The sequence below is a fragment of the Alphaproteobacteria bacterium genome, from assembly GCA_016699735.1.
In the GTDB taxonomy this organism is placed as follows: Bacteria; Pseudomonadota; Alphaproteobacteria; order Micavibrionales; family Micavibrionaceae; genus JAGNKE01.
In genome coordinates this window covers 2,393,666-2,409,356 of the sequence record CP065008.1, presented here as the reverse complement: position 1 = coordinate 2,409,356, position 15,691 = coordinate 2,393,666, and the positions used below count along the sequence as shown (strand labels likewise).

13 protein-coding genes are annotated in these 15,691 nt (G+C 56.1%); 4 read left to right on the top strand and 9 right to left on the bottom strand.

Annotated features, from left to right (window positions below):
* Positions 1-6 precede the first annotated feature (6 nt).
* The 3 genes from IPN28_12035 to IPN28_12025 all read right to left on the bottom strand — a co-directional run bounded on the left by IPN28_12035 (position 7) and on the right by IPN28_12025 (position 3,652).
* Positions 7-1,830, bottom strand: coding sequence for a hypothetical protein (locus IPN28_12035; protein QQS56968.1), 1,824 nt, complete (start codon positions 1,828-1,830; stop codon positions 7-9).
* Between the two features lie 145 nt (positions 1,831-1,975).
* Positions 1,976-2,488: a VOC family protein gene (locus IPN28_12030; protein ID QQS56967.1), complete on the bottom strand. Its 513-nt coding sequence runs from the start codon at positions 2,486-2,488 to the stop codon at positions 1,976-1,978.
* A gap of 63 nt (positions 2,489-2,551) precedes the next feature.
* Positions 2,552-3,652, bottom strand: a complete 1,101-nt coding sequence (locus IPN28_12025; protein ID QQS56966.1) for a hypothetical protein — start codon at positions 3,650-3,652, stop codon at positions 2,552-2,554.
* 262 nt (positions 3,653-3,914) lie between these two features.
* On the opposite strand from IPN28_12025, the gene IPN28_12020 reads away from it, so the two are divergent.
* From IPN28_12020 to IPN28_12010, 3 genes are all read left to right on the top strand, one after another.
* Positions 3,915-4,325 carry a hypothetical protein gene (locus tag IPN28_12020; protein QQS58627.1) on the top strand — a complete coding sequence of 137 codons (411 nt, stop codon included), beginning with the start codon at positions 3,915-3,917 and terminating at the stop codon, positions 4,323-4,325.
* On the top strand, positions 4,322-5,638 hold the full coding sequence (locus IPN28_12015) for a relaxase/mobilization nuclease domain-containing protein (protein ID QQS56965.1): 1,317 nt from the start codon (positions 4,322-4,324) through the stop codon (positions 5,636-5,638). The genes IPN28_12020 and IPN28_12015 overlap by 4 nt, the downstream gene beginning before the upstream one ends.
* A gap of 75 nt (positions 5,639-5,713) precedes the next feature.
* Entirely contained in the window at positions 5,714-6,004 is a 291-nt protein-coding gene (locus IPN28_12010; protein ID QQS56964.1) for a hypothetical protein, read from the top strand.
* Positions 6,005-6,090: 86 nt separating this feature from the next.
* Here IPN28_12010 and IPN28_12005 read toward each other — a convergent pair whose 3' ends face one another.
* Genes IPN28_12005 through IPN28_11990 form a run of 4 tightly spaced genes read right to left on the bottom strand, consistent with a single transcriptional unit; the run spans position 6,091 to position 13,251 of the window.
* Entirely contained in the window at positions 6,091-6,477 is a 387-nt protein-coding gene (locus tag IPN28_12005; protein ID QQS56963.1) for a DUF1493 family protein, read from the bottom strand.
* A 52-nt stretch (positions 6,478-6,529) separates the two neighbouring features.
* The gene (locus tag IPN28_12000) at positions 6,530-7,954 is read right to left on the bottom strand and encodes a hypothetical protein (protein QQS56962.1); all 1,425 of its coding nucleotides are present in this window, start codon (positions 7,952-7,954) and stop codon (positions 6,530-6,532) included.
* On the bottom strand, positions 7,955-8,344 hold the full coding sequence (locus IPN28_11995) for a hypothetical protein (protein ID QQS56961.1): 390 nt from the start codon (positions 8,342-8,344) through the stop codon (positions 7,955-7,957).
* Entirely contained in the window at positions 8,344-13,251 is a 4,908-nt protein-coding gene (locus IPN28_11990; protein QQS56960.1) for an RHS repeat protein, read from the bottom strand. Before IPN28_11990 ends, IPN28_11995 begins: the two co-directional genes overlap by 1 nt.
* A 227-nt stretch (positions 13,252-13,478) precedes the next feature.
* Between IPN28_11990 and IPN28_11985 the strand changes: the two genes are divergently transcribed.
* Positions 13,479-14,210 (top strand): hypothetical protein, encoded by a 732-nt coding sequence (locus IPN28_11985; GenBank protein QQS56959.1) that lies wholly within the window; start codon positions 13,479-13,481, stop codon positions 14,208-14,210.
* A gap of 24 nt (positions 14,211-14,234) precedes the next feature.
* On the opposite strand, the gene IPN28_11980 is transcribed toward IPN28_11985, so the two are convergent.
* On the bottom strand, positions 14,235-14,906 hold the full coding sequence (locus tag IPN28_11980; GenBank protein ID QQS56958.1) for an antirestriction protein ArdA: 672 nt from the start codon (positions 14,904-14,906) through the stop codon (positions 14,235-14,237).
* A gap of 334 nt (positions 14,907-15,240) precedes the next feature.
* On the bottom strand, positions 15,241-15,630 hold the full coding sequence (locus IPN28_11975; GenBank protein ID QQS56957.1) for a hypothetical protein: 390 nt from the start codon (positions 15,628-15,630) through the stop codon (positions 15,241-15,243).
* Between the last annotated feature and the right edge of the window lie 61 nt (positions 15,631-15,691).

The following is a 15,691-nucleotide window of genomic DNA, read 5'->3' as shown; positions in this document are numbered from 1 at the left end:
AAAATTTTAGGTAAACCTTATATCCGTGCCCAGCACCGAATGATGATCCCTTTTGGGTGGCTTCGTTCCGGCGTCTTCGGTGGCGGCGGCGGGCGTTGCGGGTTGCACCGTCTCGGGGCGCGGGATGTTGGTGGCGAATTGCGTGCCTGCGGACGGGTTTCCGGCCTGCTCCTGAAATTCCGACCGGACATACTGAAGGATGTCGTGGGTGGGCTTGTAGCCGATCAGCGCCTTGTTGTTTCTGTCATTGTACCGACTTTCGTTCGACGGACCTACAGGGAAGGAGGCCCATTCGCCGGAGAGGTTGCGGACCATTGCGTTGGTCTTTATTTCCCCCGCCAGATAATCATCGTAGCCCCTTCTGTTCAAAAGCGCCGTAGCCAGACGATTCTGCATCGCCTTGTCGAATTTTTCATCTCCTGTAAGGTCAAGCTCTTTTACCAGGCTTAACAGAGTGGAGTGCTTGATCTGGTAAGCTCCGGCCACGGAACTGGCGCGGCCTTCGAAGTAGCTGTATATTCCCAGTCCGGCGGCACGCCGGCGGTTGCACCAGTCCTCCTGATCCTTGATGACCTGGTTAATCGTCATCCGCGAATAACCCTTGTCCACATGGTTATGACCGATATCGTAATTGTCTCCGCTTTCCTTCTGACGGATGAGGGCGAGGATCGGCTCGTACGGTTCGTAGCCCGTATCGGCTTTCGGCGCCGTCATTCCCGCGTCTCTTGCCTGTTCCATCATACCCCAGAGCCTTTGGATATCCTGCGCGGGGGCGGTTTGCGGGGCTACGGACTGCTGCTCGGGCGCTCCCTCGGATTTTCCGTTGAAGAAATTCTTGAAGCGTTGCCATGCGCTCAGGCCGCCTTTATTGCTGCCCGCGCCTTCCGTATCCGTATCCACCTGCGCCGGGTAGAGAGGTGCGTAAATGGGGTCGATGGCACGGCTTTGAATGAAATCGTGGGTGGCTCTTAGAGACAGATTGGCCAGGTTTGGGGCCGGAGCCGCACTTCCCGGGTTCGGACCCAGATGGGCGGGTCGGATCTCGGGCGCTGCCCGAACGGGGGCGCTGGTCAGAACCGTGCCGTTCCCAGTGGTCACGACGGTCTGGGGCGGCGCCCCGGTGGTTACGGGCGGGCCTGATTCTGTTGGTGTTTTTAATGTTTTTCCTGCTGTGGCGGGCGCTGCCGGTGAAGGTGATGCTGCTGCCGGCGCTGCCGATACCGTTGTAGTGCTTTCCCCGGCTTCGCGGGCGAGGCGCGTTTCACCGACAGGTTGCGGAGGCGGATCGGGCTTTTTTTCCCGGGCCGGGATTTGTGCGGGCGCGGGCGTCGGCGTTTGTGCGGGCTCTGCTGGCGAGGCGGAGGGGTATTTTTCCCTGAATTCCCTGATCGCGTCCTTGTGGTTTTTGCCCTTGATGCCGTCGATCTCATCGCCGTAATAACCGAGAAGATAAAGGTTCGATTGCTGAAAAGAATGGTGCTTCGCGTATTTCGGATCATTGAGAAGTTTTTTCGTGTCCGCGACCAGATCGGCTGTGATTCGTGCGTTACCGGCGACGAGTTCCTGCAACTGTTTGCCGTAGCCGTTCTCCTGCATCAGTTTCAGATAGGCGGGGGAGAGGGAGTTGATGAGTGAAGGATTATGCTCGAAGGCCTTGAGGAGTCCGCGGGAGGTGCCGCCGCCGAAATCGCCGTCGATCTTTCCCTGATACAGGCCTTCGGCCTTCAGGATGCGCTGAACCGATTTGATATCCTCTTCGGAGATTTGCTCGACCCTGATGGCCGGCTTGTCCAGCAGACGGCTCAGCTTGTCGATGTTTTCCTGCTTCATCTCACCCTATACCCCTGCCTGATCGTTCGTCCGGCTTTTTTTACTTTTATTATTTAAGGCCATTATATGTAATCCTGCGCGGGGGCGCAAGTTTTACTGGCAGAACAAGGGTTTTTATGAGGAAATATTTAGGAATTTAGTCTTTTTAACAGGCTTTTATAGATTTTTGACTGTCCTGACCCGGACCGCGCAGCGCGGCCTCGATGAGCGCGATGTCGATCTTTTTCATTTGCAGCATGGCGTCGAAGGCCCGTTTGGCGGCGGCCTTGTCCTTGCTGGTGATTGCGTCGAGCAGGATCTGCGGGGTGATCTGCCACGATAAACCCCAGCGGTCCTTACACCAGCCACACTGGCTTTCTTCCCCGCCGTTACCCACGATCGCGTTCCAGTAACGGTCGGTTTCCTCCTGATCCTTTGTGATGACCTGAAAGGAGAAGGCTTCGCTGTGCTTGAAGATCGGGCCGCCGTTGAGGCCGAGGCACGGGATGCCCAGCACCGTGAATTCGACCGTCAGCACGTCGCCCTGTTTTCCGCCGGGGGAGTCGCCGGGCGCGAGGTGAACCGCCTTTACCGCGCTGTCCGGGAAGGTTTTGGCATAGAAATTCGCGGCTTCCTCCGCCGCGCCTTCGTACCAGAGGCAAATTGTGTTTTTGGGCATTGTCTGTCGTTCCCTATTTTATTTGTTACCCGACTATTGATGTCATGGAAGAACGGCGAGTGGTCACGCCATCTCCGCCCGCATATCCTGCCGAAAATCATTGCGGACGAATTGCCGGTACCGTTCAGGCTGGAAGGCGGCGATATCGGTCGGCACCCCGTTATGGTCGAGATGATGGAAGGGCGTCCCGAGGGCGCCGAACTCGCTCTCGTGTTTTGCGGCGGCTTCGGGGTCGAAGGGGTTGAGGGACGCGTTATCCTTATGGGCGATCATTCCCATGTCGAAGGCCTTGAGGCCGCCGTCGGGCATGAGGGCTGTGTTGCCCTCCACGGTATCGGAGGGGAAGTAGCCTTCGCTCATGCTGTTGACGAACATCGCGTGGACGATGTCTATCGTGCCGTGGGTTTTATAAAATTCAGGGGTTTCCTTACCGTCCGGTTCCCGGTACGTCACCTCTATGCGTGTGCCGCGGCCGAGTTCATCAGCGACTTTTTCCAGCGGGACGACTTCAGGGAAGGCGAAGAGGAACCAGTCCTCCGGCAGATTGGAGGGACTGTCCAAAGCGGGCTTGATATTGTCGGGGATAGAGGCGCCCTTGGCCTGAAGCTCACCGCCCCAGCCGGAAAATTTGACGATGCGGCTTCGGCCCGTGTCCTGTTCGCGTGCGCGGAAGGCAATGGTGAAGGTGCCGCTGCCGAGGTAGGAGAAATCAGTGTAGCCGTGAATTTGTGTGTGGGCATCCGCGATACCGATGGCCTGATCCGTTTCTTCCGCGGCCATCATGAATTTCAGCAGGGTCAAATTGCCGGGGGAAATCTGTTCCTTTTCCTTCGCATCGAGAAGCGCTTCCCTGAAGCTCGCGAATGTCGGTCTGTCCGCCGGGGCGGAGGGGTGCATAACACTGAACGAGCCGTCCTCCTCCTGCACATAATGGTCGGCGGCAAGGGTCTGAAGTTTTGCCATCAGTGCGGGGACATTGGTGACTTGGACGATGCCCTGATTGTGCCTATCGAGGGCCGCTTCGAACGCCGCCTTTTCGGAGGCGGGCAGGGAGAGGCTTATTGCCTTGCCCTTGCCGGAAGAATGAGGTTTTGCCTGCACCAGCAGGGACTCGAGCGCACCGATTTCGGAGACACTGTCAAATTTGTGAGACTCTTCGGACACGAGGCACCCCTGTAAAATATTATTGCGGCATATTTTAACGAGGTTACGCAAAAAAGGCAAAAAGATAAGAATTTTTGAGTCTTCAAACGCCGAGGGAGGGGTGGCTTAAGAAAATGGTGGGCCAAACAGGGGAAAGTTTGAACCTCCTGTTTCAGACTTTAGCCGATTGGGACCAGCACCTTCAAAGCCATGATATCCCGTTCGAGGAGATGTCCCCATGACAAGCTCCCCGACCAAGACGGGCGGTGTCCTCGGCGAATTTCTGGCCGCCGCCAAGGGCCAAGCCCTTGAATCGGCGCGTAAGGCCAAGCCACAGCACCCGTTCTCCATACGCCTGACGCAGGAAGAGCGGGAACGGCTGGAACTGGAAGCCAAGGGTAAGCCCCTGAGCGTCTATATCCGGGAACGGTTGCTGGGCGATGGCACGTCCCCCCGCAAGCTCCGGCGCAAGCCTGCCGCCGATCAGGCGCTGCTGGCCAAGGTGCTGGGAATGCTGGGAGCCTCGCGGCTGGCCAATAACCTCAACCAGATCGCAAAGGCGGCGCATATCGGGGTGATCGTCCTCACGCCCGCCCTGATCGACGATCTGGAGCAAGCCTGCCGGGACATCCGCATGATGCGCGATGCCCTGCTGACGGCTCTGGGCTTTCCGCCTGCGGGGTCCGGGCCATGATCCTTGTCGGCAACCAGCGCGGCGGGGCCAGAAACCTCGCCGCGCATCTTCTCTCTCCCGAGAATGAGAACGTCGAGGTCTATGAAGTGCGAGGCTTCGCTGCCGATGACGTGCATGGGGCATTCCAAGAGGCTCATGCGATGAGCAAGGGAACGCGCTGCAAGCAGTTTCTGTTCTCGCTCTCCTTCAACCCGCCGCCGCTAGAGCGGGTGCATACGGATGTATTCGAGGATGCCATTGCCCGCGCCGAAACCAAGCTGGGCCTCACCGATCAGCCCCGCGTCGTCATCTTCCACGAGAAGGAGGGACGCCGCCATGCCCATGTGGTCTGGAGCCGGATCGACACGGACGAAATGAAAGCTGTCCAACTCTCCTTCACGCACCGCAAGTTGCAAGACCTCTCCCGCGAGCTTTACCTCGAACATGGCTGGCGGATGCCGGACGGTCTGGCGGACAAGAGCCGCAGCGATCCGCGCAACTTCACGCTGGATGAATGGCAGCAGGCGCAGCGGCAAGGACGCGACCCGCGCACGATCAAGATTGCGCTTCAGGATGCCTGGGCGGTTTCGGACAATAAGGCGGCTCTTGTCCATGCCCTGAAGGAACGGGGCTTCACTTTGGCCCGTGGCGACCGAAGGGGATATCTCGCCGTCGATCATACGGGTGAAGCCTATGCCCTCTCCAGATGGGCGGGGGTGAAGACCAAGGATGTGCGGGCGCGGCTCGGCGAATCTGATGCGCTGTCCTCCATCGACGAAGCCAAGGCGCAATGTGCACAAGAGATGCGGCCCGCGCTCACCCGCTGGCAAGCGGAGCTGCAACAGCGGATCGACGCGCACCACGTCCGCACGGAAACGCAAAAGCGCGAACTGATCGAACGGCAGACCGCCGAACGGCAAGCCCTGTTCGATGGGATTGAAGAGCGCCGGATCAGGGACACCCAAGCGCGGCAGGACCGCTTTCGCACGGGGATAGCAGGCCTCTGGGACAAGCTCCGAGGTGAACACCGCCGCCTGCGAGAAGAGAATGAGAAAGAGGCTTACGATGCCCTGTTGCGGGATCGGCGGGAAAAGGATGAATTGATCTTCGCCCAGCTCGAAGCGCGGCGGGAAATGCAAGAGCGCCACAAACAGGACATTGCACGGCTGCAAGAGCAGCAACGCACTCTGGCCGACAACCGCGCCCGTTTTGAGCAGGCGGCGCAACCGCCGCCGGACATCCCGGACCGTAAGCGGGCCTTCCTCGAAAGCCGCCGTGAGTCCGTGCAAGCGCCGGAACGGTCCCGCGCTCACACAAACGAGCCGGAACGATAGAAAAAATCGCATATCCCCCTGCGCGGGAGTCATAAGGGGCGTATGGTGCCGGACTCCATCCATGCAGGAGGGCGTATGCCTGCGATGACATCCGGTTACGGTATAACTGCCCGCGCCGATGAAGACCGCGAAGCGCGGATCGAACGTCTTGAGGCGCTGGTGCTGGCGCTCGATCTGCATCCGCTCAAGACGCGGCGCTCGTTCGGCAAGTTCCGAAAGGCGCTGGAAACCAAGCGCAAGGGCAAGCTCCGTGAACCGCTCGAACGGCTGCGCGAAACCTTCCTCGGATTGCACGAATACCGGCTTTATGAGACGTGGTGTGTGTTGGACGGACGGCTGCGGCTGGAGGAAAAGGTGAGGCATTGAGTACGGGACTGCCGCTTATCCTGTGGGCCGCTGTACTGGTGGTCGATTTATTTTGAAAAACGTCGCCTGTTTGTGCATCCAGCCTACTATACCCACTTTCCCCTTTCGACAGCAGAATACAGGTCGCCTACAGTTATCGTCTTGAATTCTCTTTTTCTACTTAATATGCACCATAGTGGTTTGAATGTTATATTGCATATAGTTTTCAAAATGACGTTGCTCGGCGGAAAATTCGTAAGTTCATAATAGAATAAATCTGCAGAAGCCTCAGAAGGAAAATAATCTGAAAACTTAAAATTGCTAAAATCCGTTCCATATTTTTCTTGAATCATCGCAAGCAATTCTTCGGCACTATCGCCGTAAGTTCTAAGGTCTTCGCACAATCTTGTCCGGTCATCAATCTTAGCAGGGATAAAATCCGCGTTCTCTTCTATAACTAAAAGAAAATCCTCAAAGACAATCTCTTTTATCATATTATCCTGAATGTAATGTTCCGTACCACTTCATATTTTCTTTACACTCATATTAATTTACTTCTTTAGCCGCACAAATCGGCCCCTTTCGGTTGACGACCTCACAATTTATTGCACACTCAGTATACTCATATACGTTATACACGACAAGTATTAACCCAAGTCCTGGAACCCAGAATTTGGCTAGCTTTCGACCTATTTCACGTGCTTTTCGTAATTTTTGAATCTTGCGAGTACGTTCTTTTCCTAATTTTAGTTTTTTTCTTAATTCTACAATTTTCTTATGTTGCCGTTTACTCAACGAGCTAGTCTTGTTGCCTGATGGGCCGCCTTCTCCGATCGTTACTCTTTTCTTTTCAAAACCTCCTACATCAGACCCAACAATAGCAGTTCCTACCAAGATCAAATCATCAATACCCATAAACGTTTTCAAAATACATCCACAAACGTTTACGCCAAAAATCTGTTCTTCAATTATAGACGTTATATGCTGATTTATGTCGATCTCTTCTTGCCCTTCTGGATCAATGCTAGTTAGCGGTGACTGGGCGGCGTAATTGAAGGTATTCAGTCCTCCCTCCAGCCCTATTGGATCACTTGTTATGTATCGTCCGGTAGCCGGATTGTAGTAGCGGCTCCAGTTGTAGAAGAGCGAGGATTCGGCGTCATAGTACTGGCCGGGAAAGCGCAGGTTGACGGTCGCGGTGCCCGTCGCCGCCTCCTTCCCGAACGCGCCGGAATCCCATGTCCAGACCGTGCTGCCCGCCGCGTTGGTGCCGTAGCGTGGCGTCGCCAGATGATCCGTGTGCAGATAGGTCACGGTTTCCGTCCCGCCCGACTTGTCGATCTGCGCCAGCGGCTCCCCGTTCAGCCAGACATATTCGCGGATCAGTACGCCGCTATTGTCGTATTCCCCAGTGAGCAACCCGCCCAAGCCATAGACGTAATGGGTCGTCGTTCCCCCGGCGACCTTCTTCGTGCGCTGGTTATTGGTTGAATAGGTATACGCGCCGACGGTGGTGCCGCCGATCTTCGCTTCCTTGAGCAGCCCCGCCGCACTCCAGACATAGGTGCGAGCCGTGTCGCCCGTGACATTGCCCATGGCGTCGTAGGTGTAGCTGTTTGCCCCGACGGAGGAGAGTTTGCTGTTCGTGGACGGGTAAGTGTAATTCGTCGTGCCGCCCGCCACTTCCGTCAGGCGGTTGCCGATCCCGTCATAGGTGAAGCTGGTCGCTGTGCCTCCGGCTTCGGCGTTCAGGCGCTCCAAAACGTCATAGGTGTAGGTCCGCACACCCTTCTGCGTGATGTTGCCGTCAGCATCAGTGTCGTAGGCATGGTTGAAGACGCCCGAAACGGTGCGGTTCGTGGGGCGGTAATCCTGATCGTAGCTGGCGCTCAGGGTTTTGCTATTGCCATAGGTCAGGCCCGTTAGGGGGCCGAAGGGCAGATAGGTAATCGAACTTTGCTGATTCAGCATTTACTCCCGCTCTAAACCAAGCTCCTCTACCAGCCTATCTAACCGAGCATATTGCTCATCCGACATCCTGTTCTGCCAAACACATGAAACCACAAAAGCAAACTTTTTGTCCCCACGTGCTTCTTTTTCAGAACGGTCAATAAATTGATCAAAATGCCTTCCCAGTAAGCTTTCTAGCTCTCCACATCCTAGCAAAGTTAAGACCCATTTATTATCTGTTCTTTTTATAATCTCTAAAATGACATTCCATGCTGTCTCTGGTTCATTATTTACCATTTCTTGCAAAATAAATAGGGACTCTTCATACAGATGTTGCTCCTTTTTGTCTTCATCTAACGACGAGTAGGTTACGTATTTGTCTGCGAGTTCAGAAATATCAATCATTTTCATCACTCTTCCTGTTTAGATTTTTGCGATCCTATATCCTTTATCCTTTCAATCATTGGTTTTTCTGGCGCTGATTTTTTTAGCCATTCCAAGGCTTCCTTGTTATAATCTTTGCAGCCATAATGCTCCGCTAAGTCCACCCACTTTTTTATCCGCCTCTTTGTATTGTTGAAACCTATTTGATGTCCCTCCCAAGTTCCTTCGCGTCTACTCGTCCTATCTGAGAGCAAGCGACGCCGATTGTAAAGATTAAGAGGGTCTCGGAACATCTGCATATATCTGTCTCTGATTTCGTTGAGAGCTTCTTCAATTTCTTTATAAATATCCTTGCAGTCAAATCCTGCCCCACACTCGCGTGGTCCAAATTTTTCCGGAGCAGTCGCACAGGTTTCATTGACTGGCATTATAACCATTACAATTACACCACCGGCCAATCTACAGTACCGCAACACTTTTGGAATCGCGTTAGCGATGCTTCTTGGCAGGTCTGTTTCCGTCTCCGTTTGTGGCTGTGGCCAGGGGCTGTCATCAAATAACCCTTCCGGATCGCTGAACATAACCGGACTGGCGCTGACGTAGTTGTAGGTGGCGAGGCCGCCCGCGAGGCCAATAGGATCGCTGGAGATATAGCGCCCGGTGGCCGGGTTATAGTATCTGTTCCAGTTGTAGTGCCTTCCGGTCTCCTCATCATAATAGTGACCAGGAAAACGTAAATTGATAACAGCTGTAGCTGTTGGCACTTCTCTGCCAAAAGCACCGGAATCCCACGTCCAGACAGTTGACCCTGCCGTGTTCGTGCCGTAGCGCGGCGTTGCCAGATGATCCGTATGCAGGTAGGTGACGGTTTCCGTCCCGCCCGACTTGTCGATCTGGGCAAGGGGTTCGCCGTGCAGCCAGACATACTCGCGAATCAGATTGCCGGAATTGTCGTATTCTCCATAAAGCAGCCCATCCAGCCCATAAATATAGTTATATGTGTTTAAGCTTGTGACCTTTTTCGATCTCTGCTTGTTAAAATTAGACGTGTACGTTCCTGCAACCACACTTGTCCCTGCAACTTTTGTCTGCTTCAGTAAGCCAGCTGCATTCCATGAATAATCAAAAACCGTGTCATTTATGACGTTACCCATGGCGTCGTAAGAGTAATTAGACGTGTTCACACTAGTCAGCTTGCTGCTTGTCGAGGGATAAGCGTAATTGCTGGTAAGAGTTCCATAAGTCTCGGTCAGGCGGTTGCCGATGGGATCATAGGTGAAGCTCGTGGCCGTGCCCCCGGCCTCAGCGTTCAGGCGCTCCAGAACGTCATAGGTATAGGTTCGCACACCCTTCTGCGTGATGTTGCCGTCATTGTCGGTGTCGTAGGCGTGGTTAAAGACCCCGGACACCGTGCGGTTGGTCGGGCGGTAATCCTGATCGTAGGTCGCGCTGAGCGTCTTTGAATTACCGTAAGTCAGACCCGTCATCGGGCCATAAGGGAGATAGGCAATCGAAGAGGCCAGAGTCGTGGCCGTGCCGTTGACGGGGGCAGAAACGTTCGTCACCTGCCCGTTGCCGTTCAGCGTATAGGTCACCTGCCGCCCCGAAGGCAGCGTGATCTTTTTCAGGACTCCGGCGAGGTCGTATTCGTAAGCGGTGGTGAAGGTCAGTGCGCCACGGACTTCCTTGACTTCAATCAACTGGCCGAGGGCGTTGTATTTGTAATCCGTGGTGCCCGCCGCATCCACGACGCGGCACAGACGGCCAATCGACGTGCCGCAGTTTCCGGGCGTTGGGTTGTCGTCCCAGGTCAGGGTGATGTTGAGCGTGGTATCGGACGGATAGGCCACAGTCGCCAGCCGGTTGAGCGCGTCATAGGTATAGTTCGTCACCACGCCCCGCGCATCGGCGCGCTGGGTCATGCTGCCCGCCTTGTTCACGACAAACATCGTCGTGCCCGTATCGGGGCTGACGATCTGGGTCACGTCTCCGAAGGCGTTGTAGGCATAGGTCGTAGAATTATTCCGCGGGTCTTTGATGCCGGTGGTCTGGTCGAGATCGTTGATTGTGTTGGTGGTCACGCCCGAGAGCGCGTCCGTCGCTGTGACCAGCCGGTCCAGTCCGTCGAACGCGAAGTTCGTCGCGTGGTTGTTGGCATTTGTATAAGTCGTCTGGTTGCTGTTCTTGTCATAGGCATAAGAGCGCGTCCATCCGGCTCCAGCCCCGACGCTGGTTAAGAGCCGCGACATCTCATCGAAGGTCTGGCTGTGCGTGTATTTGAGGACGTTGGCCGGGTCTTTGCGGGTCTCGGTCAGAATGTTCCCGGCATCGTCCAGCGTATAGGTGACCGTGTTGCCGAGATCGTCCGCCATGCCCGTCAAACGGCGGGCAGTGTCATAGGTGTAGGTGACGGTCGCGCCGTTGGGCGAGTCGATCTGCGTCAGGTCGCCGTTGAAGTTATAGGTGAAGGTGGTCAGCGCTTCGAGCGCGGTGCCGAAGGCCCGCTTGACGGTCTTCAGACGCCCGAGCGCATCGTAAGTCATGCGGGTTTCGATCCCGTTCTCATCCTTGGCAATCAGCGGACGATCGGCAGCATCGAACGAAGTTGTTTCCGTAAACTGGCCCAGCGCGTTCGTCGTTTTGATCAGCCGGAAACTGGCGTCATAGGTGAAAGTCGTCTTGTCCGTGACATCCGTGCGCGGCCCGTCGATCTCCTTCAAGCGGCCCAAGATGGTCTGCCCGCCCGGTCCGGTCGTATTGCTCCAGTAGGTATAGGTCGTCGTGCGGGTTTCGTTTGTCGCCGTATCCTTGACCGTCACGGAGGTCATGCGGCCAAAGGAATCGTAGGCGTAGTCGGTCGTCTTTCCAGCCTCGGTGATGACATCGGGCAGGCGCAGGCTTGTATCCCAGGTTGTCGTGATCGTGCGCTCTTCCGCCGTTCCGACAGCTTCGACGCGGGCGGTTTCAAGACCGTTGGCGTCGGTGGTGTAATTGCTGAGGTTGCCTTCCCAGTCGGTCGTGCTAGCGAGGTAGCCGCTGGAATTATATGTATAGGCCATATTCGCGGCGGGACAGTGGGCGCTGGCCACCCCGTCCACTTTGGTGATTTTCCGCAGGCCGTTAATGACCGTGGTGGTATAGATCGTCTGCTTGCCGAGCGGGTTGGTCTCGGTGATCGTGCCGTCGGCGTTATAAGTCAGGGTGTAATCGTCCACGCCCCCGGCATGGGAGGAGGAATTGGCGCGGCCCTGCGCGTCATAGCCCCATGTCGCATAGCGCACACCCATCTCGTCAGTGATGCCGGTCAGCGCATTGACGAAAGTGGTGTTTTCATAATGGTAGATGCGGGTCTTGGTGTCGGGCTTCGTGACCTGCGTCAGATTGTTGTTCGTTCCATAGGTATAGGTGAAGGTGCCGTCCGGCGTGACGACGGTGGAGACTCGGCTTGAGCCGTCATAGGTGAGCGTCAGGCTGCGCCCGTGCTCGTCCGTCACGGTTGAGAGCCGCCCCGATCCGTCATAGGTCAGGTTGAGCGCTTCGCCGCCCTGCGTTTCAATGCGGGTGAGCTTCCTGCTGGTGTTGTAAGTTTCCTTGGTCTTGTTTTCATCAGTATAGAGATAACCGATCAGGGTGGGCGTGGCGTCGTAAAGCTCGGTGAAGGTCGCCTTCACATCCGAGTCCAGCGCCTGCCAGTTATTGACGGCCACATCGGAGCGGAATTTGTAGGCCGTGCCTTCGGCAGTGGTGATCTCGACGGCCTTGGATTGCGGCCCGGTGACCAGCGTGATCGTGCGGTCGTAGTTGTGCCGCCAGTATTTGCCGAGATTGAAATTCAGCCAGTCGCCGTTGCTGCGGTAGATGCGCGTGAATTGCAGCAGGCTTGGACCCGTGTAATCATTCTCGGTCTGGAGCTTGAAGCCGTAGGCGAAGTTGATCGGGTTAGCCGTGGTGTTGCAGGAATTATCCGGCTCTTTCTTGCGGTCCTCGCCGGGTGTCTCCAGCGGATCGGCGGGAAAATCGCAGCCCGGAAACACGCCCGAAGCGCTGTTGCAGGTCACGCCTGCGGGCATCCCCGTAATCTGGAAATTGCCATCGACCTTGCCGTTGCGCCGGTATTGATGGATCGGCGGCGCGTAATAATAGCGCGTCCCGATCGTATTGAGGGTCAGGCGCGAATAAGCGCCGCCGCCCGGACCTGTGAGCGTCCACTTGCCCGTATTGCATTTGTCGGTCGTCCAGTTCGGGGCCGCGCCCCGGTTGATCGTGTTGGTCCCCGATGTCCATGAGGAATTGATCTGGGCCAGAGTGCCCAGATAAGCGAACTTGGTGAGCTGGGTTGAGACTTCCGCGTCTCCATACGTATTGTAGGGATTGGGACCGGGCGTTGTGCCGTATTTGAAGCACAGCCGGAACGGCACCTCTTTGGGGTTTCCTGCGCTGGCGCCCGGACTCGTGAACCAGAGCGTGTCGTCCACAAGGGCGTTATTGTAGTAGCCGTTGGCTGCTCCCTGATTGTCCGTTGCCGCGCTTCCTCCATGGATTTGCTGGATCGCCTGCGGGGCTGAACTGTTGTACTGCACGTTGCCGTTGATGTCGTTGCTCGTGAACTGTTTGGTCGTGCATTGCGTATTGGGCTGCTTGGTCGCTTTATTGTCCCATGTATCGGTCACGGAGGATTTGGTGACAAACCCGTCGCAGTTCGCCCAGGAATAGAAATCGCGGGCGGACGTGAAGCTGCCGTAAAGCGGATTCTGCGGATAGCTGACGTTCGGGTTTGTGGCCGGATACCACCAGTTTGTCACATCGCTGCACGTATAGGAGGTGCCGCAGTCGCCCGCCTGCGCGGAGATGGCCGGAGCGGTCAAAATTCCCAAGACCCCGAGAACAGCCAGCAGGCGCAAGAATGAGACGGGCGCGGAAAATCCTGAACGCATGAAATAACCCCCACAATATAAAAGAACGCGGTGCAGTGATCGTTTGATCGCCGCGCAAAAAATAAAAATGAAATCAGAATACGCAAAATGTTGCGAAGACGATCTTAAAAAAAGTAAGAATAGAGAAGCAAGAAAAATGACTCTTGGTTGCGAACTATTTTTGTTTGACTGCGATCCGGTGATTTATTGTGAGTGGATATTTGTTACGTGAAGTGAGGAGTTCCGATATGAACCGAATAGTGTTGTCTTCGATCTGTTATTCTCTGTTGCTGGCTGCGGGCGCGGTTGTTCTTTGCAGTCCGCAAATGGCCCACGCTGCTCAAGCGAAAGACGCACCGCCTACCGCGCAGGAAAAAGCGGAGCTTGAGAAATATCCGGCCTTCTCCGATCCCGTTCACGTCCTTGAGGCAAATCCCGAGGGCGCGATTCACAAATTTCTGGAGAAGAATGACGGACAGACCGTCTGGCTGGATACCACCATACTCCGGTATGCACCCATCGACATGAGCCAGATTGACGATCCGATCCTGCTTGCGACAACGGACCGCTTTGAGAATCCGGTTTACACCAAATGCTGGCCCGATCCGAAGACGGATATCGAAGGGCTGGGGAATTTCGGGGAAGAAGGATTTCCGCTGCCGCTGGATCAGGACGATATCGAGGCCGGGTGCGCCACGCGCATCCGCTTCGTCTGGCTGAACGGGCAGATTTCGAGCGCGGGGCTCAATCCCGTCTTCGGCGACAACAAGGTGCAGCTTATTTTTGCCGGGTTTTTCACCGTCGCCAAAAGCAATGCGGGCGGCAAGATTCTCTATACCCTGACGCAGCAGGAGGTGCCGTTCGAAACCGTTCTCGCCTTCGAGAACCACAAGCGCGTCAAGACACGGCCCATAGAAAACCTTGGAATGCCCGAACCCAAGCCCCTGAAGCACTCCGCAAAAGATGCCAAGGGCGGGTAAGCCCTCGGCTCCCTCATTTTCCGCCTAGTGACGCCAAAAAATATGCACTTCCTCGAATCCGGTTTCGAGGGCGAGGATGTCGTTGATTTCCAGATCGCGGGCCATGCTTTCCCAGTCGATGTAATATTGCAGGTTCTCGGGAATCTGCGTGGTTTCCTCGGTCAATTCCTGTGCAAAGTCGGCCACGGATGAATAAACGCCCGCGTAGCGGTCGCGCATGGTCTCCTTGGCGTCTTCAAGGTCGCCGCAATGCTCCATCAGTTTCGCGGCAACGGAGCCGTATTCGTCGATGAAGGCGGCAATCGCGCACACGCTGGCCATATCGGCGTATTCGCTGATGCCGATCCCTTCGAACCCTTCATGGTCATGGATCGCCCATTCCTCGGCAAACATGATCGGGGATTTTGCCAGCATCGCCTTGATGGCGTCCCGGATGTGCTCCTCGCCCTGCGTGGCGTCGATCCAGCGCCCGTGCAGAATGCCGTCATTGTAAGCGGCCAGACACGCGACATAAATGCGGACTGCGCTTTCTTCGTCTTTGAAGGTTTCGGGGTGCTTGCCCAATTCAAGCTCGGCCAGTTCGAAGCCCTGCGCCTTGCGCGAGTCGATTTCGTTCGGGCTGGCGTTGCGCTCCAGCTTGATCCATTGGCCGTTGGCATAGGCGGGGTGTTTGCCCCAGAGATAGAGGTCCGTCATCGGAGGGTTTCCTTTCTTAGGAAATGGGTTGCTCATGCAACCCTGCCTCGTGGCGAACAGGGGGTGTGCAAGCGGAAAGGAGAATCTGCGGCGGGCGCACGGAGCGCAGCGGAGGAGCCTCGGGAGACCGCCGATTGTCCTTGAAGCGCGCCGAGGGCGAAACGCCCTAAGTTTTTTCTTCACTCAGACTTTGCGCGAGGGATGGATGCCGGATGGCGGAAACGCTTCAGGCGGTTCCGTTCACGAGAGCCCGGTCCGGCACCGCCGGACGCGCCAAAACAAACGTCTACGGATCAATCAACGGGCCGCTCTGCGGACCAGAAAGAAGAAAGGCTCAAGCCGACTCCGCAGATGCCGCTTTCGCCTGTTGGCGGTCAAAGGTCTCGACGACTTTTACAAACTCTGCGGAGTGCAGACCCAGCAATTCGCGCTCATGATCGTCGATTCCCGGCAACGGCGCCCGCAGGATGATCGCCGCGAACAGGGCCGCAGGCGTATTGAATTCTTCGCGCCGGAGGCTGGAGACTTGAAGGATGGTCCGCAGCGTCTGCGCGTGGCGCACAAGGAGCGCCGCGTCGAGCGGTTTCCGGCCTGCAATCAGCGCCCGCAAGCGCTTGCGGATTTCCGCGACGCGCTGGCCCTCGGTCATCGCATGATTGTCCCTGATGCGCCCGATCAGCCGCTCCTCGCTGTCCGAACGGTAGGATTCGGGAAACACGATCATGACTTCATCCTTTCCTTATCCCTGCGGTCGGGCGCAACGCCCGGTCCGCCGACAGATACAT